This is a genomic window from Alcanivorax sp. IL3, assembly GCF_047495465.1.
Lineage (GTDB): Bacteria > Pseudomonadota > Gammaproteobacteria > Pseudomonadales > Alcanivoracaceae > Alcanivorax > Alcanivorax jadensis.
Genome location: NZ_CP179931.1, coordinates 2,834,730 through 2,856,311, shown reverse-complemented (window position 1 = coordinate 2,856,311; position 21,582 = coordinate 2,834,730). Strand labels below are relative to the sequence as shown.

25 protein-coding genes, 1 tRNA gene, 1 pseudogene and 1 riboswitch are annotated in these 21,582 nt (G+C 58.7%); of the genes and pseudogenes, 13 read left to right on the top strand and 14 right to left on the bottom strand.

The genetic code is table 11. The annotated features are described in order from the left end of the window. Positions 1 to 5 precede the first annotated feature (5 nt). Positions 6 to 236, top strand: coding sequence for a DUF1272 domain-containing protein (locus ACMG4M_RS13260; protein WP_414430180.1), 231 nt, complete (start codon positions 6 to 8; stop codon positions 234 to 236). 73 nt (positions 237 to 309) lie between these two features. Here ACMG4M_RS13260 and uca read toward each other — a convergent pair whose 3' ends face one another. The 11 genes from uca to ACMG4M_RS13205 all read right to left on the bottom strand — a co-directional run bounded on the left by uca (position 310) and on the right by ACMG4M_RS13205 (position 11,333). Then, positions 310 to 3,900, bottom strand: coding sequence for an urea carboxylase (uca, locus tag ACMG4M_RS13255; RefSeq protein ID WP_414430179.1), 3,591 nt, complete (start codon positions 3,898 to 3,900; stop codon positions 310 to 312). A gap of 91 nt (positions 3,901 to 3,991) precedes the next feature. Beyond that, the gene (locus ACMG4M_RS13250) at positions 3,992 to 4,633 is read right to left on the bottom strand and encodes an urea amidolyase associated protein UAAP2 (RefSeq protein ID WP_272962085.1); all 642 of its coding nucleotides are present in this window, start codon (positions 4,631 to 4,633) and stop codon (positions 3,992 to 3,994) included. Between the two features lie 58 nt (positions 4,634 to 4,691). Next, the gene (locus ACMG4M_RS13245) at positions 4,692 to 5,408 is read right to left on the bottom strand and encodes an urea amidolyase associated protein UAAP1 (RefSeq protein ID WP_272974574.1); all 717 of its coding nucleotides are present in this window, start codon (positions 5,406 to 5,408) and stop codon (positions 4,692 to 4,694) included. A 10-nt stretch (positions 5,409 to 5,418) separates the two neighbouring features. Beyond that, on the bottom strand, positions 5,419 to 6,210 hold the full coding sequence (locus ACMG4M_RS13240) for an ABC transporter ATP-binding protein (RefSeq protein WP_272979917.1): 792 nt from the start codon (positions 6,208 to 6,210) through the stop codon (positions 5,419 to 5,421). Positions 6,211 to 6,224: 14 nt separating this feature from the next. Further along, positions 6,225 to 7,043, bottom strand: coding sequence for an ABC transporter permease (locus ACMG4M_RS13235; RefSeq protein ID WP_272962088.1), 819 nt, complete (start codon positions 7,041 to 7,043; stop codon positions 6,225 to 6,227). A gap of 84 nt (positions 7,044 to 7,127) precedes the next feature. Beyond that, a complete protein-coding gene (locus ACMG4M_RS13230; RefSeq protein ID WP_035249134.1) occupies positions 7,128 to 8,192 on the bottom strand; it encodes a putative urea ABC transporter substrate-binding protein in 1,065 nt (354 codons plus the stop codon). A gap of 56 nt (positions 8,193 to 8,248) precedes the next feature. After that, positions 8,249 to 8,391: riboswitch (guanidine-I (ykkC/yxkD leader) on the bottom strand. A gap of 187 nt (positions 8,392 to 8,578) precedes the next feature. Then, entirely contained in the window at positions 8,579 to 9,364 is a 786-nt protein-coding gene (locus ACMG4M_RS13225; protein WP_414430178.1) for a dienelactone hydrolase family protein, read from the bottom strand. A 13-nt stretch (positions 9,365 to 9,377) separates the two neighbouring features. Then, entirely contained in the window at positions 9,378 to 9,692 is a 315-nt protein-coding gene (locus ACMG4M_RS13220; RefSeq protein WP_035249130.1) for a hypothetical protein, read from the bottom strand. Between the two features lie 78 nt (positions 9,693 to 9,770). Continuing rightward, entirely contained in the window at positions 9,771 to 10,313 is a 543-nt protein-coding gene (locus ACMG4M_RS13215) for a glutathione peroxidase (protein WP_414430177.1), read from the bottom strand. A 71-nt stretch (positions 10,314 to 10,384) separates the two neighbouring features. Continuing rightward, positions 10,385 to 10,747, bottom strand: coding sequence for a HopJ type III effector protein (locus ACMG4M_RS13210; RefSeq protein ID WP_414430176.1), 363 nt, complete (start codon positions 10,745 to 10,747; stop codon positions 10,385 to 10,387). A gap of 190 nt (positions 10,748 to 10,937) precedes the next feature. After that, the gene (locus tag ACMG4M_RS13205) at positions 10,938 to 11,333 is read right to left on the bottom strand and encodes a hypothetical protein (RefSeq protein WP_035249126.1); all 396 of its coding nucleotides are present in this window, start codon (positions 11,331 to 11,333) and stop codon (positions 10,938 to 10,940) included. Positions 11,334 to 11,402: 69 nt separating this feature from the next. Here ACMG4M_RS13205 and ACMG4M_RS13200 point away from each other — a divergent pair, with 69 nt between their 5' ends. The 7 genes from ACMG4M_RS13200 to ACMG4M_RS13170 all read left to right on the top strand — a co-directional run bounded on the left by ACMG4M_RS13200 (position 11,403) and on the right by ACMG4M_RS13170 (position 15,473). Beyond that, positions 11,403 to 11,723, top strand: a complete 321-nt coding sequence (locus ACMG4M_RS13200; protein WP_035249124.1) for a GIY-YIG nuclease family protein — start codon at positions 11,403 to 11,405, stop codon at positions 11,721 to 11,723. Then, positions 11,707 to 12,297 carry a LemA family protein gene (locus tag ACMG4M_RS13195; RefSeq protein WP_035249122.1) on the top strand — a complete coding sequence of 197 codons (591 nt, stop codon included), beginning with the start codon at positions 11,707 to 11,709 and terminating at the stop codon, positions 12,295 to 12,297. The genes ACMG4M_RS13200 and ACMG4M_RS13195 overlap by 17 nt, the downstream gene beginning before the upstream one ends. Next, positions 12,294 to 13,010 (top strand): TPM domain-containing protein, encoded by a 717-nt coding sequence (locus tag ACMG4M_RS13190; protein WP_414430175.1) that lies wholly within the window; start codon positions 12,294 to 12,296, stop codon positions 13,008 to 13,010. Before ACMG4M_RS13195 ends, ACMG4M_RS13190 begins: the two co-directional genes overlap by 4 nt. Next, a complete protein-coding gene (locus tag ACMG4M_RS13185; protein ID WP_414430174.1) occupies positions 13,010 to 13,621 on the top strand; it encodes a TPM domain-containing protein in 612 nt (203 codons plus the stop codon). The genes ACMG4M_RS13190 and ACMG4M_RS13185 overlap by 1 nt, the downstream gene beginning before the upstream one ends. Positions 13,622 to 13,902: 281 nt before the next feature. Beyond that, positions 13,903 to 14,115: a hypothetical protein gene (locus ACMG4M_RS13180; RefSeq protein ID WP_035249117.1), complete on the top strand. Its 213-nt coding sequence runs from the start codon at positions 13,903 to 13,905 to the stop codon at positions 14,113 to 14,115. Positions 14,116 to 14,280: 165 nt separating this feature from the next. Beyond that, positions 14,281 to 14,808 carry a hypothetical protein gene (locus tag ACMG4M_RS13175; protein ID WP_414430173.1) on the top strand — a complete coding sequence of 176 codons (528 nt, stop codon included), beginning with the start codon at positions 14,281 to 14,283 and terminating at the stop codon, positions 14,806 to 14,808. A gap of 272 nt (positions 14,809 to 15,080) precedes the next feature. Then, positions 15,081 to 15,473, top strand: a complete 393-nt coding sequence (locus tag ACMG4M_RS13170) for a tyrosine-type recombinase/integrase (RefSeq protein ID WP_414430172.1) — start codon at positions 15,081 to 15,083, stop codon at positions 15,471 to 15,473. Between the two features lie 551 nt (positions 15,474 to 16,024). Here ACMG4M_RS13170 and ACMG4M_RS13165 read toward each other — a convergent pair. After that, the gene (locus ACMG4M_RS13165) at positions 16,025 to 16,570 is read right to left on the bottom strand and encodes a hypothetical protein (RefSeq protein WP_414430171.1); all 546 of its coding nucleotides are present in this window, start codon (positions 16,568 to 16,570) and stop codon (positions 16,025 to 16,027) included. Between the two features lie 141 nt (positions 16,571 to 16,711). Here ACMG4M_RS13165 and ACMG4M_RS13160 point away from each other — a divergent pair, with 141 nt between their 5' ends. After that, positions 16,712 to 17,113 carry a hypothetical protein gene (locus ACMG4M_RS13160; RefSeq protein WP_414430170.1) on the top strand — a complete coding sequence of 134 codons (402 nt, stop codon included), beginning with the start codon at positions 16,712 to 16,714 and terminating at the stop codon, positions 17,111 to 17,113. 206 nt (positions 17,114 to 17,319) lie between these two features. Here ACMG4M_RS13160 and ACMG4M_RS13155 read toward each other — a convergent pair. Beyond that, a tRNA-Met gene (locus tag ACMG4M_RS13155) sits at positions 17,320 to 17,396 on the bottom strand. 215 nt (positions 17,397 to 17,611) lie between these two features. Here ACMG4M_RS13155 and iscR point away from each other — a divergent pair. The 4 genes and pseudogenes from iscR (at position 17,612) to ACMG4M_RS13135 (ending at position 20,910) form a co-directional block, all read left to right on the top strand. After that, positions 17,612 to 18,076, top strand: a complete 465-nt coding sequence (iscR, locus tag ACMG4M_RS13150) for a Fe-S cluster assembly transcriptional regulator IscR (protein WP_062817401.1) — start codon at positions 17,612 to 17,614, stop codon at positions 18,074 to 18,076. A 134-nt stretch (positions 18,077 to 18,210) separates the two neighbouring features. Then, positions 18,211 to 19,363: pseudogene (locus tag ACMG4M_RS13145) on the top strand (IscS subfamily cysteine desulfurase). 95 nt (positions 19,364 to 19,458) lie between these two features. Then, positions 19,459 to 20,025, top strand: coding sequence for a heme NO-binding domain-containing protein (locus tag ACMG4M_RS13140; protein WP_414430169.1), 567 nt, complete (start codon positions 19,459 to 19,461; stop codon positions 20,023 to 20,025). Between the two features lie 318 nt (positions 20,026 to 20,343). Then, the gene (locus tag ACMG4M_RS13135; protein ID WP_035249110.1) at positions 20,344 to 20,910 is read left to right on the top strand and encodes a heme NO-binding domain-containing protein; all 567 of its coding nucleotides are present in this window, start codon (positions 20,344 to 20,346) and stop codon (positions 20,908 to 20,910) included. Between the two features lie 158 nt (positions 20,911 to 21,068). Here the strand turns inward: ACMG4M_RS13135 and ACMG4M_RS13130 are convergent, their stop codons facing one another. Further along, positions 21,069 to 21,515 (bottom strand): SufE family protein, encoded by a 447-nt coding sequence (locus ACMG4M_RS13130; protein WP_414430168.1) that lies wholly within the window; start codon positions 21,513 to 21,515, stop codon positions 21,069 to 21,071. Between the last annotated feature and the right edge of the window lie 67 nt (positions 21,516 to 21,582).

Below are 21,582 nucleotides of genomic sequence, written 5' to 3'. Positions count from 1 at the left end.
TTCCCATGCTGAAAATGAAAACACAGTGCGAGACCTGCCAGCGCTCCCTGCCGGCCCAGGCAGAAGCTTACATCTGTTCCTACGAATGCACGTACTGTGTGGATTGTTGCACCGTTCATGCCAGCCGTTGCCCCAATTGCCGGGGGAACTGGTGCGCCGCCCCCGTCGCCAGGAGGCCAGTAACGAAGGTGGCTGAGTCCCTCTGCCTTAAGGAAATTGCGACAGCGAGAGGCTGAGACCTGAGGGTAACCAGGGCTGGCGCATTACCCAGCCTTGTTCCCGTCGACGCTATGATGACTTTCTCTCGGTTCAGTCCAGCACCATGATCGCCTGGCCGGCATTGATCTGCTGGCCTTCCTGGCGGTTGATGGCAACCACCTGGCCGCTTTCCGGGGCGCTGATCTCGATTTCCATCTTCATGGATTCCAGCACCGCCACCACATCGCCGGCGTTGACGCTGTCGCCCTCGGCCACATTCAATTTCCAGATGTTGCCAGCCACCGGAGATTCCACCGGGGTGCCCGCCACCGACTCGGCGCTGTTGTCCGCATCCAGATCCTGCTCCGACTGGAAGTTGATCTGGCCGCTGGCCACCCAGCGTTGCAGTTCTTCATCAAAGGCCTGGTTGCGGGCGTCGGTGAAGGTGGTGATGTCCTGCTGGTTGTCATCCAGAAACTGCTGGTAGTCCTTCTGGCTGAAGGTGGTCTCTTCGATGCGGATCGGATACTGGCCCTTGGGAAAATCCCGGCGAATCTGATTGAGTTCCTCGTGGCTCACTTCATAGAAACGAATCTGATCGAAGAAGCGCAGCAGCCAGGGCTGATCAAACGCCTCGGTCTGCCGGTAACGGTTCCACATCTGCAGGGTGCGGCCGACAAACTGGTAACCGCCGGGGCCTTCCATGCCATACACACACAGGTAGGCGCCGCCGATGCCCACGGAGTTTTCCGCGGTCCAGGTGCGGGCCGGGTTGTACTTGGTGGTCACCAGCCGGTGGCGAGGGTCGTAAGGCGTTGCCACCGGTGCACCCAGATACACATCGCCCAGGCCCATCACCACATAGCGGGCACTGAACAGAATTTTCTTAACGTCATCAATGCTGTCGAGGCCGTTGATGCGGCGAATGAATTCCAGATTGGACGGACACCAGGGAGCGTCCTTGCGCACCGACTGCATGTATTTTTCGATGGCTTGATGGCAGGCCTCGTCATCCCAGCTCAGCGGGATATGCACGATGCGCGAGGGCACTTCCAGATCGTCCTGCTGTTGCAGGGCATGTTCTGCCTGGGCCAGTGTTTCCAGCAGTTCTGTGCGGGGCAGTTGCCGCGGATCGAAATGAATCTGCAGGGAGCGAATGCCCGGGGTCAGTTCGATGACGCCATCCAGTTGCTGTTCCTGCAGCCATAGCATCAACGCATGGGCACGGAAACGCAGGCGCAGGTCCAGCACCAAGGGGCCGTATTCCACTAACAGGTAACGGTCGCCGGCGGCTCGGTAGACCACCTCCACTCCGGCGTCGCTTTCGCTCAGGCGGTTGAGAATCGGGGTGGTGATCGGCGCCGGGCTGACTTGTTGTTCCGGTGCGCTCAAGGCGGCCACACAGGCGTCCTGTTCTGCGGCCAGTGCATCCGCATCGGCCAGGCTGATGGTCTCAAAGCGCAAGGTATCGCCGGCCTTGAGCTGGCCCAGTTTCCAGCGGTCCGCCAGAATCACCGTGGCCGGGCAGACAAAGCCGCCCAGGGAGGGTCCGTCCGGGCCCAGAATCACCGGCATGTCACCGGTGAAATCCACCGTGCCCACGGCGTAGGCATTGTCATGGATGTTGGACGGGTGCATGCCGGCTTCGCCGCCGTCGCTGCGTGCCCAGCCGGGTTTGGGACCCACCAGGCGCACACCGGTGCGGCTGGAGTTGTAGTGCACCTGCCAGTCCGTGCTGAAGAACATGGCCATGTCGTCGTCGTTAAAGAAGTCCGGCGCACCGTGGGGGCCGTAGATCACTCGCAGGGTCCACTGGTTGTTCAGTGAGGGTTTCAGCGTCTCCGGTACCTCAAGATCGCTGTCCGTCCCGTTGTCGGGAGAGAAATGCAGCACATCCCCGGTGCGCAGGGCGCGGCCACCATGGCCACCGAACTGACCCAGGGTAAAGGTGCTGCGCGAGCCCAGATAGGGAGAGCACTGGATGCCGCCGGCAATGGCCAGGTAGGCACGGGCCCCCTCGCCGACTACCTTGCCCAGCTTCAGGGTCTGGCCCGGCTGTATGGCAATGGCGGTATAGCCGGGAACCGGGTTGCCATCCAGGGTTGCCTGCATGTCTGCGCCGGTGAGGGCGATGCGGGTGGCCTGATTAAATTTCAGGGTCGGGCCGTTGAGAGTGAACTCCAGCCCCGCTGCCTTTTCCTCGTTGCCCAGCAGGCGATTGGCCAAACGAAAACTCAGGGCATCGAACGGGCCAGATGGCGGTACGCCCACCGGCCAGTAACCACTGCGGCCGGGGTAATCCTGCACTGTAGTCAGGGTGCCGCCGGCCAGTACATCCAGGGTGAACGGCTGGTAGCGAAAGTCATTCAGGTAGCGGGTAGTCATCTGCCCGTCGGCAAACACCGGGTCGGCAAGAATGCTGCGCAGATAATCGCGATTGGTTTCGATGCCTTCGATGCAGGTTTCTTCCAGACTCTTGTCCAGTGCGGCCAGGGCTGCGTCGCGGCTGGCTTCATGAACAATCACCTTGGCCAACATGGGATCGAACAGTGGAGAGACGGTGAGTCCGGCTTCGATCCAGTGATCAATACGCAGGGCATTGCCATCGGCCATGGGAAAGGTGACGGCGGTAAGCAGGCCGGCGCTGGGCTGGAAATCCTTGTTCGGGTCTTCCGCATACAACCGTGCCTGGATGGCATGGCCACAGACTGTCAGGGTGGCGGCCAGGCTCTCCAGCGAGGGCAACTCGCCGGCGGCTAGTTTCAGCATCCACTCCACCAGGTCTACGCCGTAAACCTGTTCGGTGACGCCGTGCTCCACTTGCAGGCGGGTATTCACTTCCAGGAAATAAAAGGCGTTGCTGTCCTGGTCGAGAATAAATTCCACGGTGCCGGCGTTACGGTAGCGGACCGCTTCCATCAGCGTTTTGGCGGTGGCCTGCAGTTCGCTGCGAACGGCATCGGGCAGGTTGGGCGCGGGAGTTTCTTCCAGCACTTTCTGGTGGCGTCGCTGGGCGGAGCAGTCGCGCTCGCCGAGGGTGACCGCATGGCCCTGGCCGTCACCGAAAACCTGCACCTCGATATGGCGAGCACGGGCGATATATTTTTCGATAAAAACGCCATCGTTGGAAAAGTTATTGGCGCTCAGGCGACGTACCGTGTCCCAGGCCTTGTCCAGACTGGCGGCGTTTTCACAAATCTGCATTCCGATGCCACCACCGCCAGCGGTGCTTTTCAGCATCACCGGGTAGCCGACCTGGTCTGCCGCTGTCAGGGCAGCCTCTTTGTCGGTGAGAAGGTCGGTACCGGGCAGCAGGGGAACGCCGGTGTTTTCTGCCAGGGCACGGGCGGTGTGTTTCAGGCCGAAGGTGTCCATCTGCTGTGGCGTCGGGCCGATGAAGGCAATACCACGGGCTTCACAGCCCTGCACAAAGTCCGGGTTTTCACTGAGAAACCCGTAGCCGGGATGCACCGCCTCGATGCCGTGCTGCTCCATCAGGGCAAACAGGGCATCCTGATTCAGATAGGTGTCGCGGGCGCCACCGTCGCCCAGGCAGTAGGCCTCGTCGGCCTGGGTCACATGCAGGGAATCCCGATCCGCTTCGGCATAGACGGCCACGGCGGTAACGCCGAGTTTTTTCAGGGTGGCAATCACACGGGTGGCAATGGCGCCGCGGTTGGCAATCAACACTTTGTTGAACATGGCGATGTCTCTTTGACGGCTGACGGGTCGTCCCGTCATTGCATTCTTTGGCCGCCGGGGTCGTCCCCGGGGAAGTGCGGGTCAATCAGAATCAATGGTTCCAGATCAGCACTTCAATGGGTGTGGGGTTGTAGCCGTTGCAGGGGTTGTTGAGCTGTGGACAGTTGGAAATCAACATCACCACATCCATGCAGGCGGTCAGTTCCACGTATTTTCCCGGGGCGGAAATGCCATCCTCGAAGGTGAGGCCGCCGTCGGCGGTGACCGGCACATTCATGAAGAAGTTGATGTTGTGGGTAATGTCCCGTTTGCCCAGATCAAACTCCGGGTGCTGGTTCACGGCCAGCATCCAGCTATCCCGGCAGGCGTGCATGCAGCGCTTTTCCAGGTCGTAGCGCACCGTGTTGCTTTCCGTGGCGCAGGCGCCGCCCAGGGTGTCGTGGCGACCACAGGTATCGGCCACGATCTCCAGCAGCGGGTTGATGCGGTTGGACATCAGCACGCTACCGGCGGTGAGGTAGACGTTGCCCTGCTCGCGGATGGTATCCATGGCGCTGTAGCGTTCCGCCGGGTCGGCGGCGCTGTAGAACAGGGTGTCGGCGGCCTGGTTGCCTTGCAGATCGAGCAGGCGAACGGTCTGACCTTTTTTTACCGTGTGAATGAAATAATCCCCGGCGGCGACCACTTCGCGGAAGCTGGTCTGTTCCGGTTGTCGGTGGCTTTCTTTGATCATGGTGGATCCTTTTTTGCCTTGGTTATCGCGCCTCGAGAGGCGCTCCTACAGGAGCGGGTTATACACCCAGGTGGTACAGACGATTGTTCTCGAAGGCGCGGCCATTTTCCGGGCGGAAGTGTTTGCAGTAATCGTCGTCGCTCAGTGGGGCGGCTTTGAGCATCTCCACCTGTACCGGTTTCATCGGATAGTCTGCCGCCGGGTTCAGCGGGTGCGGGCAGGTATGCAGGATCACCAGGGTGTCCATTTCAAAGCGCAGGGTGACGCTTGCGCCGGCGCGGGCCGCGCTGGCATCGAAGATCAGGTTGCCGTCATCGTCGGTGATGACTTTGGAGAAAAGATTCAGGTTGGCGGCCAGATCCCGTTCGCCCAGGCCGTATTTGGCCAGCTCGGTGAGAAAGCTGTGCTCGCCGCTCAGGGTCCAGTGGTTGTGATGATCCTGATAGGTTCTGACCGGGTATTTTTCCTGCAGACTTTTTTCGCTGAGCGTGCCGCAGACGGTGTCGTGCCAGCCGAAATCATCGTCGACCATGGAAGCAAACACCCGCCCCATATCCGAGTACAGGCAGTTGCCGCGGGTCAGCTTGAAGGTGTGCTGGCCCTTGAGCGTGTCCGGGGCGTTGTAGCGTTCCAGCAGGTCTTCCGGGTTGTACATCAGCAGGGACAGGTTGGCGCCACCTTCCACGTCGGTAAATCGCAGTTGCATGCCACGGCGTACCCGCAGCGACCAGTGGGCGCTGCCGGGCAGGGTAGTGGTGTAAAGGCTGTCGCTCATCGGGCGCTCCTTACAGGGTGTCATGGAGAGCGCGGCTGGTATTGCGCACGCTTTGATTAATGTTTGTCAGGGTGCCGGTTTCGCAGTCACCCACGGGCAGGTCGTAGGTCACCCGGGCGCCATAGGCACCGGGGGCCTGCGGGTCCAGGCGGGGCTTGTCGAACACCCACAGCCGGGTACCCAGGTAAAAGCCTTCGTTGATGTCATGGGTGATCATGAACACGGTGAGTCGCTGTTCTTTCCACAACGACAGCACCAGCTTGTGCATGTCGGCACGAATGCCCGGGTCCAGGGCGCCGAAGGGTTCGTCCAGCAGCAGGATGCGGGGTTTCTTGATCAGCGCCTGGGCCAGGGCCAGCCGTTGTTGCATGCCGCCGGAGAGTTCATGGGGGTATTTGTCCACGGCGTGGCTGAGGCCCACGCTTTCCAGCATGGCCAGGGCGTCTTTCTGCAGTTGTTTGCGGCGCTTGCCGAAACTGAAACCCAGCCAGGGGCTGTGCTGCAATTCGCCGCCGAGCATGACGTTTTCCAGGGCGGTCAGATGGTTGAGCACCGAGTAACGCTGGAACACGATGCCACGACTGTCATCCGGTTCGCCGGGCAGGGGCTGGCCATCCAGCAGCAGTTCGCCACGGCTGGCCTGTTCGGTGCCCAGCAGCAGTTTCAGGAAGGTGGTCTTGCCGCAGCCGGAGGCGCCGACAACGGTGACAAACTCGCCTTCCTGGACGGTGGCGTTGAGCCGTTCCAGCACCACCTGGTCGCCGTATTCCTTCCACAGGTTTTTCATTTCGATGATAGCCATTACCACGGATCTCCTTAATGAGCCTGTTGATGGAACCAGGGGTAGCGCCACTGCGAGTAGCGACGCAGAAGAAAGTCGATGGCAAAGGCCAGCAGGGTGATCCACACCACGTAGGGCAGAATCACATCCATGGCCAGATAACGCCGCACCAGGAAGATGCGATAGCCCAGCCCTTCGGTGGCGGCGATGGCCTCGGCGGCGATCAGGAACAGCCAGGCCGGGCCCAGTGACAACCGCACGGCGCCGATCAATCGCGGCATCAGTTGCGGCCAGACCAGGCGGGTAATGATCTGCCAGGTATTGGCGCCCAGGGTCTGCAGTTTGATGATCTGCTCTTCCGGAATTTCCAGCGCCCGTTGCTGCAGATCACGAATCAGAAAGGGGGTAATGCCGATGATGATCAGCATTACCTTGGCCAGTTCACCCAGGCCGAAAATAATGAACAGCACTGGCAGGATCGCCATGGGCGGTACCAGTGACATGCCGGTCACCAGCGGTGACAGGGTAGAGCGGATATAGGGAATAGTGCCGTTGCCGATCCCCACCACCAGGGCAATCAGCGCACTGATGGCCACACCGATGCCAAGCCGTTGCAGGCTGGCCAGGGTGTCGTTCAGCAACAGATAGTCGCCGCTGCGCTTGCTGGGTTCGAATGCCATACGCTGAATGGCATCCACAAAACTGCCCATTGCCGGTAGCAATTTGTCGTTGGGGTTTTCCGTCAGGCGCGCATCGGAGGCGACCATATAGACAATCAGCAGCAGCACGAAAGGCAGCAGGCCCAGTGCCCAGGCACCGACACGTCCCGGTTGACGGTTGATCAGTTTTTTCATGGCAATTCCCGGTGATTGAATTCGCAACAGGGCGGACACCGCACGCTGGCGTGGTACGTGCCAGCGTGCGACGTGCTTGCGTTGTTACAGCTTTCCTTCGGCTGCCATGGCCATGTAATCCGGGATAAAGCGCAGCGTTACATTACTGTCGCTGCCATAGATGCCCGCCGGGGTTTCGATACCCACAAAGCCGGCGTCCGGGGCGCCTTCACCCAGCAGACCGTGCTGGAAGGAAAACTCCGCCACCTTCTGCATGGTGTCTTTCAGTGCCGGGCTGTTGACGAAGGCCACGGCCTCGGCGGGCTGGTAGAACATGCGGGTGGAATCCAGCTGGGCTTCATAGCCGGCCAGGTCGGTACCGGAGGCATTGGCCATGAAGGTACGGGCGGCCTTGCCGGCCTCATCATCGGCGGACATGGTGGCCATGATCTCGTACCAGGCACCGGTCAGCGCCTTACCGAAATCCGGGTTGGCTTCCAGGGTGTCGGTGTTGACCACCATCAGGTCGATGATTTCACCAGGGATCTGCGCGGAGTCGAACACCTTGTGGCTGTCCGGCATGGCAGTGATTTCGCTGAGCAGCGGGTTCCAGGTGGCCACGGCGGTGACGCCTTTGGTGGTGAAGGCGGAAACCAGATCCGCATCCGAGGTATTCACCACGGTCAGGTCGCGTTCAGTGAGCCCTACGGTTTCCAGCGCCCGCGCCAGCAGGTAGTGGGATACCGACAGTTCCACCAGGTTGACCTGCTGGCCCTTGATGTCGGCAAGCTTGTCGGTGCCCTTGAGCACCACGCCGTCGTTACCGTTGGAGAAGTCGCCCACGATCAGGGCGGTGGAATCCACGCCGCCAGCAGCGGGAATGGTCAGCGCATCCATGTTGGTCATGGCGCAGCCGTCATAGGCACCGGCGGTGTACTGGTTGATGGATTCCACGTAGTCGTTGATCTGTACTACATCAATCTCGATGTCGTACTTGTCGGCCCACTTGTCGACGATCTTCTGTTGGGCACCGTAATCCCACGGCATCCAGCCCACATAGATGGACCAGCAAATGCTGAAGGAATCTTTGGCCAGTGCGGTGACCGGCATCAGGGATGTGGAAAGGACAAGTGCTGCAACGGCAGCGGTCTTACGTACGGAAAGGGTCATCTCGGACCTCCTTGGCTACGGACGATGAGGAATCCAATGACAACGCGGTCATCGTGTCCTCCCGGGCTTTTGTCCCGCCGTGTAACCTTCAGCCGCATGTGCTGCGAAACGACTGCAAGAAGGTCGACTGCTCTCGGACCAGGCATCGGCTGCACGCTGTCTGTCGGCGCAGGCGACCGGAACCCTAGCGGTCTATTGGTTCAAATTGTATTGAGTGCTTAATGGCAACGTGGCCATTCGATTCCTCTTCTTTTGGTAAAGCAAAGGGAATGCCAAGTGGTGAGAGTGAGGAAAATCAGGGGGTTTGGCACAGAAGAAAAACGAATCGGGCAGAAAGATGGGCAGTGACGGGGCATTGCGTTGTTCAATGCCCCTAACTGGTGCGCTTATTCCGCGTGGGATTTATGTTCGATGAAATCCACCAGCGCTTTCCAGCTCACCTGGTCCGCATGGGCATCATAGCCCACCGGCATGTCGAAGCGTTCTGCCACCGCATCCGCCTTCGGATTGGTGAAGCTGTGCTTGACGCCCGGGAAGCTGAGCAGCTGGAAGTCGGCGCCGGCCTCGGTCATTTCCTTCACGAAGCCGGTGACTTGTTCGGCGGGAATCATCGGGTCGGCTTGGCCGGTGGCGGCGAGAATACGCGCCTTGATGTCACCCGGTTGCGCGGGAGTGTCGGTGCCCAGGGTGCCATGGAAGCTGGCCACGCCGGCCAGCTCGGTGCCCATGCGGGCCTGGTTCAGTACGACGCCACCGCCAAAGCAGTAGCCGATAGCGAACAGACGGCCTGCTTCTACCTGCTGCTGTTTCAGCATCATCTTGCGGGCGGCTTCGAAGCGGGCGTTCATCTTTTCTGGCTCGGCCATGGCGGATTTCATGAAGGATTCCGCATCCTTCGGATGAGTGGCCACCTTGCCGGTGCCATACATGTCTACCGCCAGGGCGGTATAACCGGCCCGGGCCAGCATGCGGGCGCGATCGCGGGCGTAATCGTTCAGGCCCCACCATTCGTGGATCACGATTACCCCGGGCCCAGGTTTTTTCTGTTTGTCATTCAGGTACATGACCCCGGTGCCCAGATCGTCGGGCAGGGTGACCTGGGTTTCAATGATGTCGCTGAACGCGGTCTGACTCATCATAAACAGGGATACCAACAGCAGAAGCCGTTTCATTGCAGATCCTTCTTCAGTCGTGCCACACCCAGCGTAACGGTTCGCCGAAATCATCATAAATCAGCTTGCGGGTGGGGCGGTGGGTGAGTCGTTGGCGGCGGGGTTTGTGCTTGCGCGCGTCGATGGTGGCGGCCACCTGGCTCAGATCGGTGCGCTGGGGCTGGCGGGGGCCGTTGAACAGCACAGTCTGGTGACCTTTCCCGTGCACGGGATCGGTACCACTGACGCCACGAGGGATCTCCTTGATCTCTCCGCCCTTGGACAGATAGCGCTCCATATCGCGCTCAAGCTGATGGCGTTGCTGTTCTTTGCTGCTGCGAACCTTCACAGGACTCACCGCCGGGTAATAATGGGTGACCGTTCACAATATCAGCCTCTGCCGGAGGCATCTACCTCCTTGCCCAGGTCACCGGGTCAATGCATCGCGGATGGCCGCTTCCAGCTCACCACCGCGTGGCTCCGCCGTTGCCGGGAAATGGCGAATAAGGGAGCCGTCCGCCGCCACCAGATACTTGTTGAAGTTCCAGCCCGGCGCCTGGGTGGCGGCACCAAGGGCCCGGAATACCGGGTTGGCGTTGTCGCCCTTGACCGAACTGGTGGCGGCCATGGGGAAGGTGACGCCGTAGTTCACATAACAGACTTCCGCGGTATCGGACTCGCTGTTCAACTCCTGGCGGAAGTCGTCAGAGGGGAAGCCCACCACAAGCAGGCCCTGCTCCCGGTAGGTCTGGTACAGCGCCTCCAGATCCTTGAACTGCGGGGTGTAGCCACACTGGCTGGCGGTATTCACCACCAGCGTCAGCTTGTTGCGGGTGAGAGCACAGAGATCCAGCGTCTGCTGGGAATGCAGCTTTCTGACGGTGGTATCCAGGGCGTCGGCACAGCCGTCCGCCGCCTGCACCGCGGGGGGCAGTAACAAGGCAAACAGCAGGCCCAGATAGCGCGCCATGATCATCTCTCCATGAAATTGTCTGCACAGGATTCACGAAAGCGGATCAAGATGGCGCGAAGGGGATCACATTATCGAGGAACGAGGGCGTCGCCATCGAACTGCACCTGGCTCAGGCCGTGGCGCATGAAGGTGCGGATGTTGGCGTGGTCGGTGCCGTCCGGGTTGCCCTGAACGTCATGCCGATAGAAATGCCCGAAGCAGGCCAGGGTCTGGGCGTCGGACAGGTTGTTGAGTTTGGCGAAGGCAAAAATCTTGCAGGATCCCTCATTGCTGCCTGCCTCATTTACCACCTGGTCATTGCCACTGCCGTTGGTAAAGCGGGTAGGGGTGTAGGTGTAGTGCTCGGCAATCACCTCTTGCACCTGCTCGAAGGCGACAGCATCGGGTACCAGGTTCAAGGCAAACATCAGGGTTTGAAGGGAATTGCTCATGGGGCGTCCTGTTCCGGTCAGTGAAAAGCGGAAGGGTAGCCGCATCACCGGAACAGGGGAAGGGGCGGCTACGGTTACCCGTTGGAGCTTTGTTCACAAAGCGAAGAGGTTGCCTGACCAGTTTTGGCATTCGCCTTGCCAGCAAGGCTCCAACGGTGGGGGTTGGCACGTCCCTTTTTCAAAGAGGCGGTTACTTCAGCGCCGGGTCTTTCGGCAGCACCATGCCGGTGCCCTGCAGCGGGTCACAGTTCTTCAGCACGACCTTGCCTTCGAGCATGTTGCCCCGGGAGTATTCCTGGAAGATGCACTCGTTGGTTTCCGGGTTGTAGTTCTGGATCCACAGGTTGTCGCCCTTCCAGGTGGCACCGATGTGGTACTGCTCTTCGGGCACCTTGATATTCATGGTGCCGCCAAAGCGTTTCACAAAAATCTGTTCCAGCCAGAAGTAGTAGGCCAGGGTGGCCACCAACCAGATCACGGCGGCAATAATCAGTGCCGGCTTCCATTTGCCCAGACGCACGCCGATACCGAACAGGGCACCGATGACGAGTACTGCAACGAGAAACCAATAAAGGTAGGTAATCATTTTTTCATCCTTGTTGTCTTGAACGTCTCTGGCATCATAGCAGCCAGTAAAAAGTGGGATGTAAAAACCATGCAAGAGTGGTGGGTGTATATGCTGCGCTGTGCGGACCAGACACTGTATACCGGTATCAGTACCGAACCGGCCCGGCGTTTTCACGAGCATAATTACAGCCCCAAGGGCGCACGTTACACCCGTGCCCGCCGACCGGTACAGCCGGTGTTGCTGGTGCCCGCCGGCGATCGAGCCTCCGCCTCGCGGCTGGAAGCCCGGCTCAAGCGGTTGACCCGTAGCGAAAAACAGCAGTTACTGGCGAGCCTGCGCGACGACAAGCGCAAGGAACCGCTGTCATTCTGGATTGAAGGAGCAGAGAACCATGACACTTTGGCGTAGCCTTTTTCTGGTCATGCTGGCCGGCTGGCTCAGCGGCTGTGGCATCAACAACATTCCCACCTACGACGAACAGGTAAAAGCCGCCTGGTCGCAGGTGGAAAACCAGTATCAGCGCCGGGCAGACCTGATCCCCAACCTGGTCAATACCGTGAAGGGCTATGCCAGTCACGAGAGGGAAGTGCTGGTGGAAGTGACCCAGGCCCGCGCCAAGGTGGGCTCCATCCAGGTGGATGGGAACATGCTCAATAATCCGGAAAAACTGAAACAGTTCGAGCAGGCCCAGCGTCAGCTCGGTTCGGCCCTGCAACGGTTGATGGTGGTGGCGGAACGCTATCCGGACCTGAAAGCCAACCAGAATTTCCTGGCGCTGCAATCGCAGCTGGAAGGTACCGAGAATCGCATTAGCGTGGCGCGCCGTGACTACATCGCCGCCGTGCAGCAGTACAACACCGAAATCCGTACTTTCCCCGGGCGGCTGTGGCACAGCTTCCTGTACAGCGACATGGAAATGCGTGAAACCTACGAAGCCACCGCGGAAGATGCGGATCAGGCGCCGGCCGTCAGTTTCGAATGATGCGCTTATTTACCCTGCTGATACTGCTTCTGTCGTCGCCCCTGTGGGCGGCGCCGGAATTTCCCGAACTCACCGGCCGGGTGGTGGACAACGCCAACCTGATGACCGCCGCCCAGCGTCAGAGCCTGACCCAGGCACTGGCCTCGGCGGAACAGAACACCTCCAACCAGGTGGTCGTGGTCACCCTGTCGGATCTGCAAGGTTATGAGATCGCCGACTACGGCTACCAGCTGGGCCGCCACTGGGGCATCGGCAGCAAGGAATCCGATAACGGTGTCCTGCTGATCGTGGCGCCCAAGGATCGCAAGGTGCGCATCGAAGTGGGTTACGGCCTGGAAGGGGTGCTCACCGATGCGCTTTCCAGCGTCATCATCCAGCAGGAAATCCTGCCCGCCTTCCGCCAGGGTCAGTTCTACGGTGGTATCCAGGCCGGTGTCACCGCCATTCAATCGGCCATCAAGGGCGAATATCAAGGCGAACGCCAACCCCGCGACAAACCCAGCGGCCTCAAGGCCCTGCTGATGCTGATCGGCATGGTCGTGGTCACCTTCCTGCTGTCCTTTGGTGGCGGTGGGGGCCGGGGTGGCCGCCGTGGCGGCATGTTCATGCCGGTGCCCATGGGCGGCTTTGGCGGCGGTGGTGGTTTCGGTGGCGGCGGCTTCGGCGGCGGCGGTGGTGGATTCGGAGGCGGTGGCGCCTCGGGAGGTTGGTAATGTTGCTGAACAAGAACGCACAGGAAACCCTGTCCCGCTCAATCGGCGAACAGGAAAAACGCACCGACGCTGAGCTGGTCACGGTGCTGGCTCGCCAGGCCGACGATTACCGCTATGTGACCCTGCTGTGGGCCGCGCTGCTGTCCCTGCTGGTGCCGGTGGCCCTGCTTTTCCTGCCGGTCTGGCTGACCCCCTTTGAAGCCTTGCTGCTGCAATGGGGCGTACTGCTGGTGCTGGCGGTGCTGTTCCGCCTCAAGCCGGTGCAGTTCTGGGTCGTGCCTCGTCGCCTGCAACGCATGCGCGCCGCCGGCCTGGCCCGGCAGGCGTTCCTCGAGCAGGGCCTGCACCGCACCCGCGGCGGCACTGGCCTGCTGATCTTCGTCAGCGAAGCGGAACACTACGTGGAAATCCTGGCGGATCAGGGCATTGCTCGCCATGTGGATGACAGCGAGTGGCAGACCATCGTGGATGCCTTCATCGCCCGGGTGAAAGCCGGCCGGGTAGCGGAAGGCTTCCAGGAATGCGTGGCCGCCTGCGGCGACAAACTGGCCACCCACGTGCCCGCCACGGAACAAAAAAATGAGCTGCCGAACCACTTGATCATGCTCTGACCGACGAATGGTTAACTCATTCATTTTCTTGAGAAAAAGCCTGCCCTGTGCAGGCTTTTTTACTGTGAAATCAGGCGGTTGACTCACTTCGCATTTTCTTGAATATGAGCAAACAGGGTTATTGCACCGGGTAAAAGGTTCCGGTAACAAGAGAGAGCAAAGGTAAAACGCACGAATAAAAATACCGGCTCACCCCGAACAAGGACTGAGCGGTCGTCACCTCAAAGCAGGGTCGCCATGGGCCTTGATGTAGCTGCTTTGACACAGCGAGGAGAGAGACGATGAGACTGTTTCGCGAAAAGAGCGCTGCTGCCATCCCCCCGGTGTTGATCACCGAGTCCAACGATGTGGAGCGCCTCAAAGCCATCGCCCGCAACACCGCCGCCTTCGATCTGGGCGTCCAGGACGTGGAGTGGGAAAACGATCTCCCCGATGACCACGGCTGCATGCGCCTGAAACTCAGCGGCGACTATTACTTCGTGATCCGTCCCTGAGCGACGTTGTTGATCGTGCGACAGCCTCTGATGTCTGCAACCGGAGCGCAGTAACCCTTCACAGGCGAATCCCCTGACGCCCGCACCGGGGTTTGCCCTCTGGCATCCTTCCTGCCTCGTGATAAAGTCGTACCTGAATCTAACAATGATCGCAGGGAGCGACACATGAAAACCCCTTTGCTTGCTACCACCGCCATCCTCAGCGCTATCACACTTTCCACCCCGGTCTTTGCCTCTCACAGTGTCTATGGCGTGCTCAAAGGCGGCTGGACCGATCTGGATGACCGGGATATCCCCTCCGAAGTGGACACCACCGATACCACCGTCTCGCTGCTGGGTGGTGTCAGCTTTCCCCTGGCCCGCGATAGCTTCTCCGTTGGCGTAGAAGGCGGCGCGGTATGGCTGGGTGACTACGGCGACGGCAATGAAGTCGATATTTCCGGCATCGAAGCCGCCGCCATCGGCAAGGCCCGCATCGCCACCGGCACCGACCTGTTCCTGCGCGCCGGCGCCCTGCGCTGGGACGCGGAATTCGACCACGGCGGCGACGAAGACGGCACCGACGGTTTCTGGGGTGTGGGCTTCAGCTACGGCCTCGACAACCTGAAATTCCGCGGCAGCGTGGACCGCTATTCACTGGATGACGCGGATGTGGAGGCGTATACGCTGGGGTTGGAGTATCGGTTTAACTGATCGGCTGTTGGCGCGCGGTACTGTGAGGAGGTTACTTGGGGGCACAGGGCAAGACCTGCCCCCGGATCCCTTAACGAGCTTATCCGGTTCGACATCTGGACCAGGGCAAACCCGTTGCAGGCTATTCGCCAGATCCCCATACCTGAGCAGGAATTGCAGTATCTGACGCCTGACCAAATTGAGCTAGTGCTGCGTCAGTGCCGCACCTCTCGTAACCCCTACGCCACAAAATCTGCTTTGCTACTGGTGCTCGCTGGTGTGAGGCGGAGGGGTTGCGTCGTGCGGATCTGGCAGGGGGTAGGGTGCGCTATGCTAATACCAAAAATGGCAGGGTGCGCATCATGCCGCTATCTCCTGAGCTGCATGCTGAGGCGCTATCAGTGGGGCAGGAAGGGGAGCAGCTGTTCAGCTATAGCAGTGGGGCATTCCGTTCAGCCTACCGGCGTACTGGGCTCAAAACGCCCCAACAGCCGACGCACATCCTGCGTCATACCTTTGCAAGTCACTTCATCATGAACGGGGGCAGTATACTGGAACTGCAAAAAATACTGGGGCACACCGACCTAAAAATCACAATGCGCTACGCGCACCTCTCGCCGGATCACCTTGCCCGTGTTCTAGATTTCTCTCCGATGGCTCAGCGAACGGAGCTGCTCTTGATCTAGCCAGACACGGATTAATTTGAAATACTAAAAGTACTGTGCATATTGACAGTGCGGCTAGTCAACTGCCTTTTCCCTTTCTTTACCGTTTTTTTCCTGGTCATCATAATCACTCTTTCAAGGCTGTTGTTAAGAGTGATTATAACAGATTTCCTCTTTGAAATCATAACGTTAGACATTTGCTGTGCCCTGAATCAGTACCTTGCGCACCTTTCTGATTACATTGCCGCTACTAGGCCACGATGGGCTAAGATTAGCTGTGCAGTCCTTAACACTTATACCTCCTGTAAGCTATTTGTTCTAAAGGGAGGGGGTGGCTAACCCTATGAAATTGAAAGGCTTACCCCTAGTCTTAAGGCTTTTGGGGGGAGGTTGACATGCTGATGGAGTTTTAATATATTTGTTTCGTGCTCGCGAAAGTCGGTGTCCCATCTGAGGAGGATGGGTAGCTAGCATGGCGCCATATTCTGGCTTCCACCAATGAGTGGTTATATCCAAGACGCCCGACAGTAACTCGATTCACACAGAGCCTCGCTTATGCGGGGCTTTTGTGTTTAAAGGATCTTTGATTCTAGGAAACGCTTCGCCAGGATCTTGAATTTATTCGGTTTTGGACGAATGTTAGCTGGCCTGTTTGTTCTGTAGTGAACACTTCTAACCCATATTGTGAGTTCGGGGTCCGAACCTGGCTTGTACTCCAAATCCAAGCATAGATACCAACCTTCATGGCTTTGCAGGCTCGGCTTGTCCTCCTGGCGATATATTACGGAGCCACGATTACCTTGGAAGCATAGTTTGTCGTGTATCTCGCTTATGATGTCTTGCAATCGTAAAGAGAACTCCCAGCGTTTCTCGCAGAAGACCCTTGTGTCTACTGTGCCGTCCCTTTTATGTTGCTCATCAACAATCTGTCGAGGGTCATCATCGTCTGACATTGACCTGGTATAGCAGTGGTTTGAGAAAACGACACGCGTTTCCAGCTGACGAAGTTCGCCCCCGACCAAAATCTCAAAGTTGGTGAGATAATCCTCTAAATGACCGAGGGAATAAACTTCCTCGCTCTCTGGATCCGTCCAGGTCCAGTTTTCTTGATCTAGCATGGATTCCCTTCGCATTGATACGCTAAGCGGCTAACTATACGTATTGAATCTAATCTGTGAAAGATCAGGCATATGAGGGCGGGAAACGGTGACTCTTAGAGGCGTTGCGATTCAAGTGTAGATTCAAAGGCAGGGAGGGGCATGGCAAAGATCATTTCAGATAGGGCGTTGTTAAAGAAGATATACAAGGTGCACTACAGTGAGTTCTGTGATTTTGATGTTGATAATCCAGTAAGAACGACAAAAAACTTTGTGCCAGTAGATATGGAGAGGGTGGGGCGTTACCTTGGGATAAACCCAGGTCTTGTTTTTGGCCGACTTTATTACCACTTGGACAAGAAATACGGCTATAAGCAACCAGATGGGGCTTTGGTTCCTCTGTTTGTTCTTCGAATGGGTGAAGATCGGCACCTGATAAACTTCCCTCTTCTGGAGGGGGTGCTTGCAGATTTAGAGGGGGCTCATTGGCGATTTATGCTGCCGATTGCGGTTTCGGCAGTTGCGGTCATTATCTCTTTAGCGGGTGTGATTTGGAGCAGTTAGCCAGCTAGCAAACCTCGACTTCGTCCAGCTTGTATTATTTGTATTGTATCCAATACAAATAATACAAGATTGTTCTCTTGATCATATGGAGTCCTCGATCAGCCCCTTGCGTGCGAGAAGGTTGGCCAAGCCCCATCCTGGATGTCTGCTTTTCTCTTGGTAAAAAAAGGGCTGGAGATCACTCTCCAGCCCTTTTTTTCATCGTTTGGTAGCAAGGGGCGGACTTGAACCGCCGACCCCAGCATTATGAGTGCTGTGCTCTAACCAGCTGAGCTACCTTGCCATTTGAGGCCGCGAATTTTCCGCGAGGGAGGGGTGGGTGTCAAGCGCTGGGTGCGTGTGTGGGCAATGTTTGATCAGTTGTTGGCAGGGGAAGGGAATTTCTGCCATAGTTGCAGGTCAAATGAAAATGATTCTTAATTGTAATCCATTAATACTTGACCAAAACGCTCAGGATTACTACGCTTCACGTCAAATACACGCAATAAGGGTGTGGATATGCGCTTGACTACAAAAGGTCGCTACGCGGTGACGGCGATGCTGGATCTGGCATTGCATGCGGCCACGGGCCCGGTATCGCTGGCGGATATTTCCGATCGCCAGGGCATATCCATTTCCTATCTGGAGCAGTTGTTCGCCAAGTTGCGCCGTAGTGGCCTGGTGAACAGCGTGCGTGGGCCGGGTGGGGGCTATCAGCTCAGCCGGCCCAGCGAGGATATTGATGTGGCTGCAGTAATTGCGGCGGTGGATGAATCCGTGGATGCCACTCGCTGTGGCGGTCACGGGGATTGTCAGGAGGGCGACACCTGCCTGACCCATCACCTGTGGTGCGATCTTTCCGACCAGATTCAGGCGTTCCTCAGTGGCATTTCCCTGGGTGAGCTGGTGGCTCGCCAGGAAGTGAAGCAGGTGGCCCAGCGCCAGGACCGTCAGCACCAGCGCCTACCCGTCAGTAGCCTGTAAGCAATTTCTACACCCCACCATCATCCCGTGGCGGCGACGGGTCGTTGCCCGGTCGCCACGCTGACGGTGTGGATTCAGGTATAATTTCGTCTCCGTTGCTTCGCCAACTCCCAATCGTTACAAGCCAAGTCGCCATGAGCCAAGCTGTCTATCTCGATTACGCGGCAACGACCCCGGTGGACCCGGCGGTGGTTGATGTGATGGTCCGTCATCTCGGTCCCGAAGGGACGTTTGCCAATCCGGCCTCTCGCAGCCACCTGTATGGCTGGCTGGCGGAAGAGGCGGTGGAATCCGCCCGCCGTCAGGTGGCGGACCTGCTGCAGGCGGACCCGCGGGAGATCGTCTGGACCAGTGGTGCCACCGAGGCCAACAATCTGGCCATCAAGGGCGTGATCGAAGCCCGTGGGGGGGGGGCATGTGATTACCAGTGCCACCGAACACAAGGCGGTGCTGGATGCCTGTGGCTGGCTGGAAAAGCAGGGCCACCCGGTGACCTACCTGAAACCGGCTGCGGATGGTCGCATCGATCCGCAGAGCGTGGCCGAGGCGCTCCGTGAGGACACCGTGCTGGTGAGCGTGATGCATGCCAACAACGAGACCGGGGTGATCAACGATATCGCCGCCATCGGCGCCCTGTGCCGCGAGAACGGTGTGTTGTTCCATACCGATGCAGCCCAGAGTGTGGGCAAGCTGGATCTGGATGTGCGGGCCCTGCAGGTGGATCTGTTGTCCGTGTGCGCGCACAAGATTTATGGGCCCAAGGGCATTGGCGCGTTATATGTGCGCCGCTCGCCGGATGTGAAGGTGGCCGCCCAGATTCATGGTGGCGGCCATGAGCGGGGCATGCGCTCCGGCACCCTGGCCACCCATCAGATCGTCGGTATGGGCGAAGCAGTTGCCCTGGCAGCCCGTTTAAGGGACGAGGAAGGTCCCCGTATTGCCGGGCTGCGTGATCGTTTGTGGCAGGGCATCAGCCAGCTGGATGGGGTGAGCATCAATGGCGACGGTGCGCCGCGCTTGCCGGGGCACCTCAATGTGGCCTTTGCCGATGTGGATGGCGAAATGCTGCTTACCGCCATGAATCAGGCGGCGGTGTCTTCCGGCTCCGCCTGCACGTCCGCGTCCCTGGAGCCGTCCTATGTGCTCAAAGCCATGGGCGTGCCGGATGCACTGGCCCATGGCTCCATTCGCTTCTCCGTGGGGCGCTTTACCTCGGAGGCGGATATTGACCGGGTGATCGACAATGTGACCCAGGTGATTCCGCGATTGAGAAAGGTGGCCGGTTAATCCTAACCGGCGGCGCGTTTTATGCCCCGAGCGGTTTTCTGCACGGTAGTACCTCCCTGCTATGGTGAATAAACACCTGAGTGGGAGGGAGCTCCATGCATGGCGTCATTATTTCTAACCTGAAAAAATACGTGGAAGAAAAACTGGGCGAGGACGCCTGGGACACTCTGCGTGACAAGGCCGGGCTGCCTGGCAAGGCCTTTATTCCTATCAGCATGTACCCGGACAGTGATCTTGAGGATCTTCTGGCGGCGGCGGTGGAGGTCACCGGCCAGGGCCGCGACGAGATACTCAAGGATTTCGGTGCCTGGGTGATTCCCCCGCTAATGAAAATGTACCGCTCCTTTATTCCTGATGACTGGGACGCGGTGACCTTCCTGAAAAACATCGACGATCGCATTCACGAGCGGGTGGTGCGCATGAAAGATGCCAACGCCAAGCCGCCGCATATCAATGTGTCGGAAATTTCCCCGGGGCTGCTGGAGGTGGAGTATCAGTCGCACCGGGACATGAGCTATCTGGCGCTGGGCTGCGTCTATGGTGTGGCCGAGTACTATGGGCAGAAGGCAGCGCTGATGGAGGAGAAGCGGGTGGTGGGTACCCACAGGACCTTCATCATGCGGATCTCTGCCGGTGAGCAGACGCAGCGGGATGCGGTCTGAAAGGCACGCGCCGTTGCCTCATTATCCGTTGGAGTCTTGCTTGCAAGGCGAAAGAGGTTGGTCTGGCACGGTGCCAGCGTTTTGCTCTTCGCCTTGCAAGCAAGGCTCCAACGGTCCTTTCTTTCATCGCCCTTAGGCTTTCCCGTCAGGGGGATAAATCGCGCAAAAACAGAAAAATGTGACCGGCTATGTCACCTGGCTGTGAAGGGGTAGATATTCGCCGGGCCAGTGGTGGTGCGGGCTGGTTGGACGGTCGTACATGCGGCACAGCTCTTGCTGTTATAGAGGGAGAAGGAGAGCCGGCTCGGGAGCAGTGACATGCATGGCGTGATCGTGACCAATTTCAAGCGGTATCTGGATGAATTCATGGGTACCGACGCCTGGGGCGAAGTGGTCTCCACGGCGGGGTTGCAGGGCAAGACCTACCTGCCGGTGGCGTTGTATCCGGATGAGGAAATGGAAGCGCTGTTGCGGGCGGCGGAATCTGCTACCGGGCTACGCCGGGATGACCTGCTGGCGGATTTCGGTGAGTGGGTGATCGGCCCGCTGATTACTATGTACCAGCCGATGATTCCCACGGGCTGGGATGCCATGACATTTCTGCTGAACATGCAGCAGATCCACGAACGCATTTTGCGCCTCAAGGACCCGGCGGCGACAGCACCGAAGATTGAGGTGCACAAGCGCGGCGACGATACCCTGGAAATCCACTACCACTCCCACCGCAATATGGCGGCGATGATTCATGGCTCGGTGAAGGGGGTTGCCGCCTATTTCAATGAAACCGCCAGCCTGCTTGGCTCGGAAGCGGGTGAGGGTGGGGAGCAGCGGTTTGTCTTCCATATCCAGCCGAACAAGACGCAGCAAGCGCTGGAGGCGGTGTAAGGCGGACGTAGTGTTGTACCGTCTTCTCGGACGACAAGTTCCAGAACCAAGTCAAAAGCGATTTACCACAGAGGACACAGAGTTCACGGAGGATAAACATTCTTTCTCTATGAGCTCTGTGTCCTCTGTGGTGAAAATGCTTTTTGCGTAGCGGGAGGCTAGGCAGTCAGTGACTGGGCCTGTTGTTTGATCTTGCCGACCATGGCGCGCAGGCCGTTGCCGCGGGTGGGGCTGAGGTGGTTGAGCAGGTCGATGCGATCGAAGAAGGCGTCCATGTCGTAATCGTGGATGGCCTGGGGAGACTGGCGGTTCAGGGCGGCCAGTACGATGGCGGCCAGGCCCTTGACGATCAGGGCGTCGGAATCCACCGCCATGTACAGCGTGTCCGCGTCGCTGTCGTAATCGGTTTCCAGCCACACCTGGCTCTGGCAGCCGCGCACAAAGCGGTTTTCGGTTTTCAGTTCATCGGGCAGCTCGGGCAGTTGCTTGCCCAGGTCGATGATATAGCGATAGCGCTCTTCCCAGTCATCCAGGAATTCCAGGTCTTCACTGATGTCCTCAGCGGTAATCTTTTCGCCAAGGGTGATGTTGTGGATATCGAACACGTCGCTTGCACTCCAGAGATAGCTGCAAGCTACAAGCTTCAAGCCGCAAGCTAAACCCGGGTTTTCC

What these genes read in the sequence shown, in the direction of transcription:
- ACMG4M_RS13260 (WP_414430180.1), top strand. Translation starts at nt 6, where the DNA reads ATGCTGAAAATGAAAACACAGTGCGAGACCTGCCAGCGCTCCCTGCCG.
- uca (WP_414430179.1), bottom strand. Translation starts at nt 3,900, where the DNA reads ATGTTCAACAAAGTGTTGATTGCCAACCGCGGCGCCATTGCCACCCGT.
- ACMG4M_RS13250 (WP_272962085.1), bottom strand. Translation starts at nt 4,633, where the DNA reads ATGATCAAAGAAAGCCACCGACAACCGGAACAGACCAGCTTCCGCGAA.
- ACMG4M_RS13245 (WP_272974574.1), bottom strand. Translation starts at nt 5,408, where the DNA reads ATGAGCGACAGCCTTTACACCACTACCCTGCCCGGCAGCGCCCACTGG.
- ACMG4M_RS13240 (WP_272979917.1), bottom strand. Translation starts at nt 6,210, where the DNA reads ATGGCTATCATCGAAATGAAAAACCTGTGGAAGGAATACGGCGACCAG.
- ACMG4M_RS13235 (WP_272962088.1), bottom strand. Translation starts at nt 7,043, where the DNA reads ATGAAAAAACTGATCAACCGTCAACCGGGACGTGTCGGTGCCTGGGCA.
- ACMG4M_RS13230 (WP_035249134.1), bottom strand. Translation starts at nt 8,192, where the DNA reads ATGACCCTTTCCGTACGTAAGACCGCTGCCGTTGCAGCACTTGTCCTT.
- ACMG4M_RS13225 (WP_414430178.1), bottom strand. Translation starts at nt 9,364, where the DNA reads ATGAAACGGCTTCTGCTGTTGGTATCCCTGTTTATGATGAGTCAGACC.
- ACMG4M_RS13215 (WP_414430177.1), bottom strand. Translation starts at nt 10,313, where the DNA reads ATGGCGCGCTATCTGGGCCTGCTGTTTGCCTTGTTACTGCCCCCCGCG.
- ACMG4M_RS13210 (WP_414430176.1), bottom strand. Translation starts at nt 10,747, where the DNA reads ATGAGCAATTCCCTTCAAACCCTGATGTTTGCCTTGAACCTGGTACCC.
- ACMG4M_RS13205 (WP_035249126.1), bottom strand. Translation starts at nt 11,333, where the DNA reads ATGATTACCTACCTTTATTGGTTTCTCGTTGCAGTACTCGTCATCGGT.
- ACMG4M_RS13200 (WP_035249124.1), top strand. Translation starts at nt 11,403, where the DNA reads ATGCAAGAGTGGTGGGTGTATATGCTGCGCTGTGCGGACCAGACACTG.
- ACMG4M_RS13195 (WP_035249122.1), top strand. Translation starts at nt 11,707, where the DNA reads ATGACACTTTGGCGTAGCCTTTTTCTGGTCATGCTGGCCGGCTGGCTC.
- ACMG4M_RS13190 (WP_414430175.1), top strand. Translation starts at nt 12,294, where the DNA reads ATGATGCGCTTATTTACCCTGCTGATACTGCTTCTGTCGTCGCCCCTG.
- ACMG4M_RS13185 (WP_414430174.1), top strand. Translation starts at nt 13,010, where the DNA reads ATGTTGCTGAACAAGAACGCACAGGAAACCCTGTCCCGCTCAATCGGC.
- ACMG4M_RS13180 (WP_035249117.1), top strand. Translation starts at nt 13,903, where the DNA reads ATGAGACTGTTTCGCGAAAAGAGCGCTGCTGCCATCCCCCCGGTGTTG.
- ACMG4M_RS13175 (WP_414430173.1), top strand. Translation starts at nt 14,281, where the DNA reads ATGAAAACCCCTTTGCTTGCTACCACCGCCATCCTCAGCGCTATCACA.
- ACMG4M_RS13165 (WP_414430171.1), bottom strand. Translation starts at nt 16,570, where the DNA reads ATGCTAGATCAAGAAAACTGGACCTGGACGGATCCAGAGAGCGAGGAA.
- ACMG4M_RS13160 (WP_414430170.1), top strand. Translation starts at nt 16,712, where the DNA reads ATGGCAAAGATCATTTCAGATAGGGCGTTGTTAAAGAAGATATACAAG.
- iscR (WP_062817401.1), top strand. Translation starts at nt 17,612, where the DNA reads ATGCGCTTGACTACAAAAGGTCGCTACGCGGTGACGGCGATGCTGGAT.
- ACMG4M_RS13140 (WP_414430169.1), top strand. Translation starts at nt 19,459, where the DNA reads ATGCATGGCGTCATTATTTCTAACCTGAAAAAATACGTGGAAGAAAAA.
- ACMG4M_RS13135 (WP_035249110.1), top strand. Translation starts at nt 20,344, where the DNA reads ATGCATGGCGTGATCGTGACCAATTTCAAGCGGTATCTGGATGAATTC.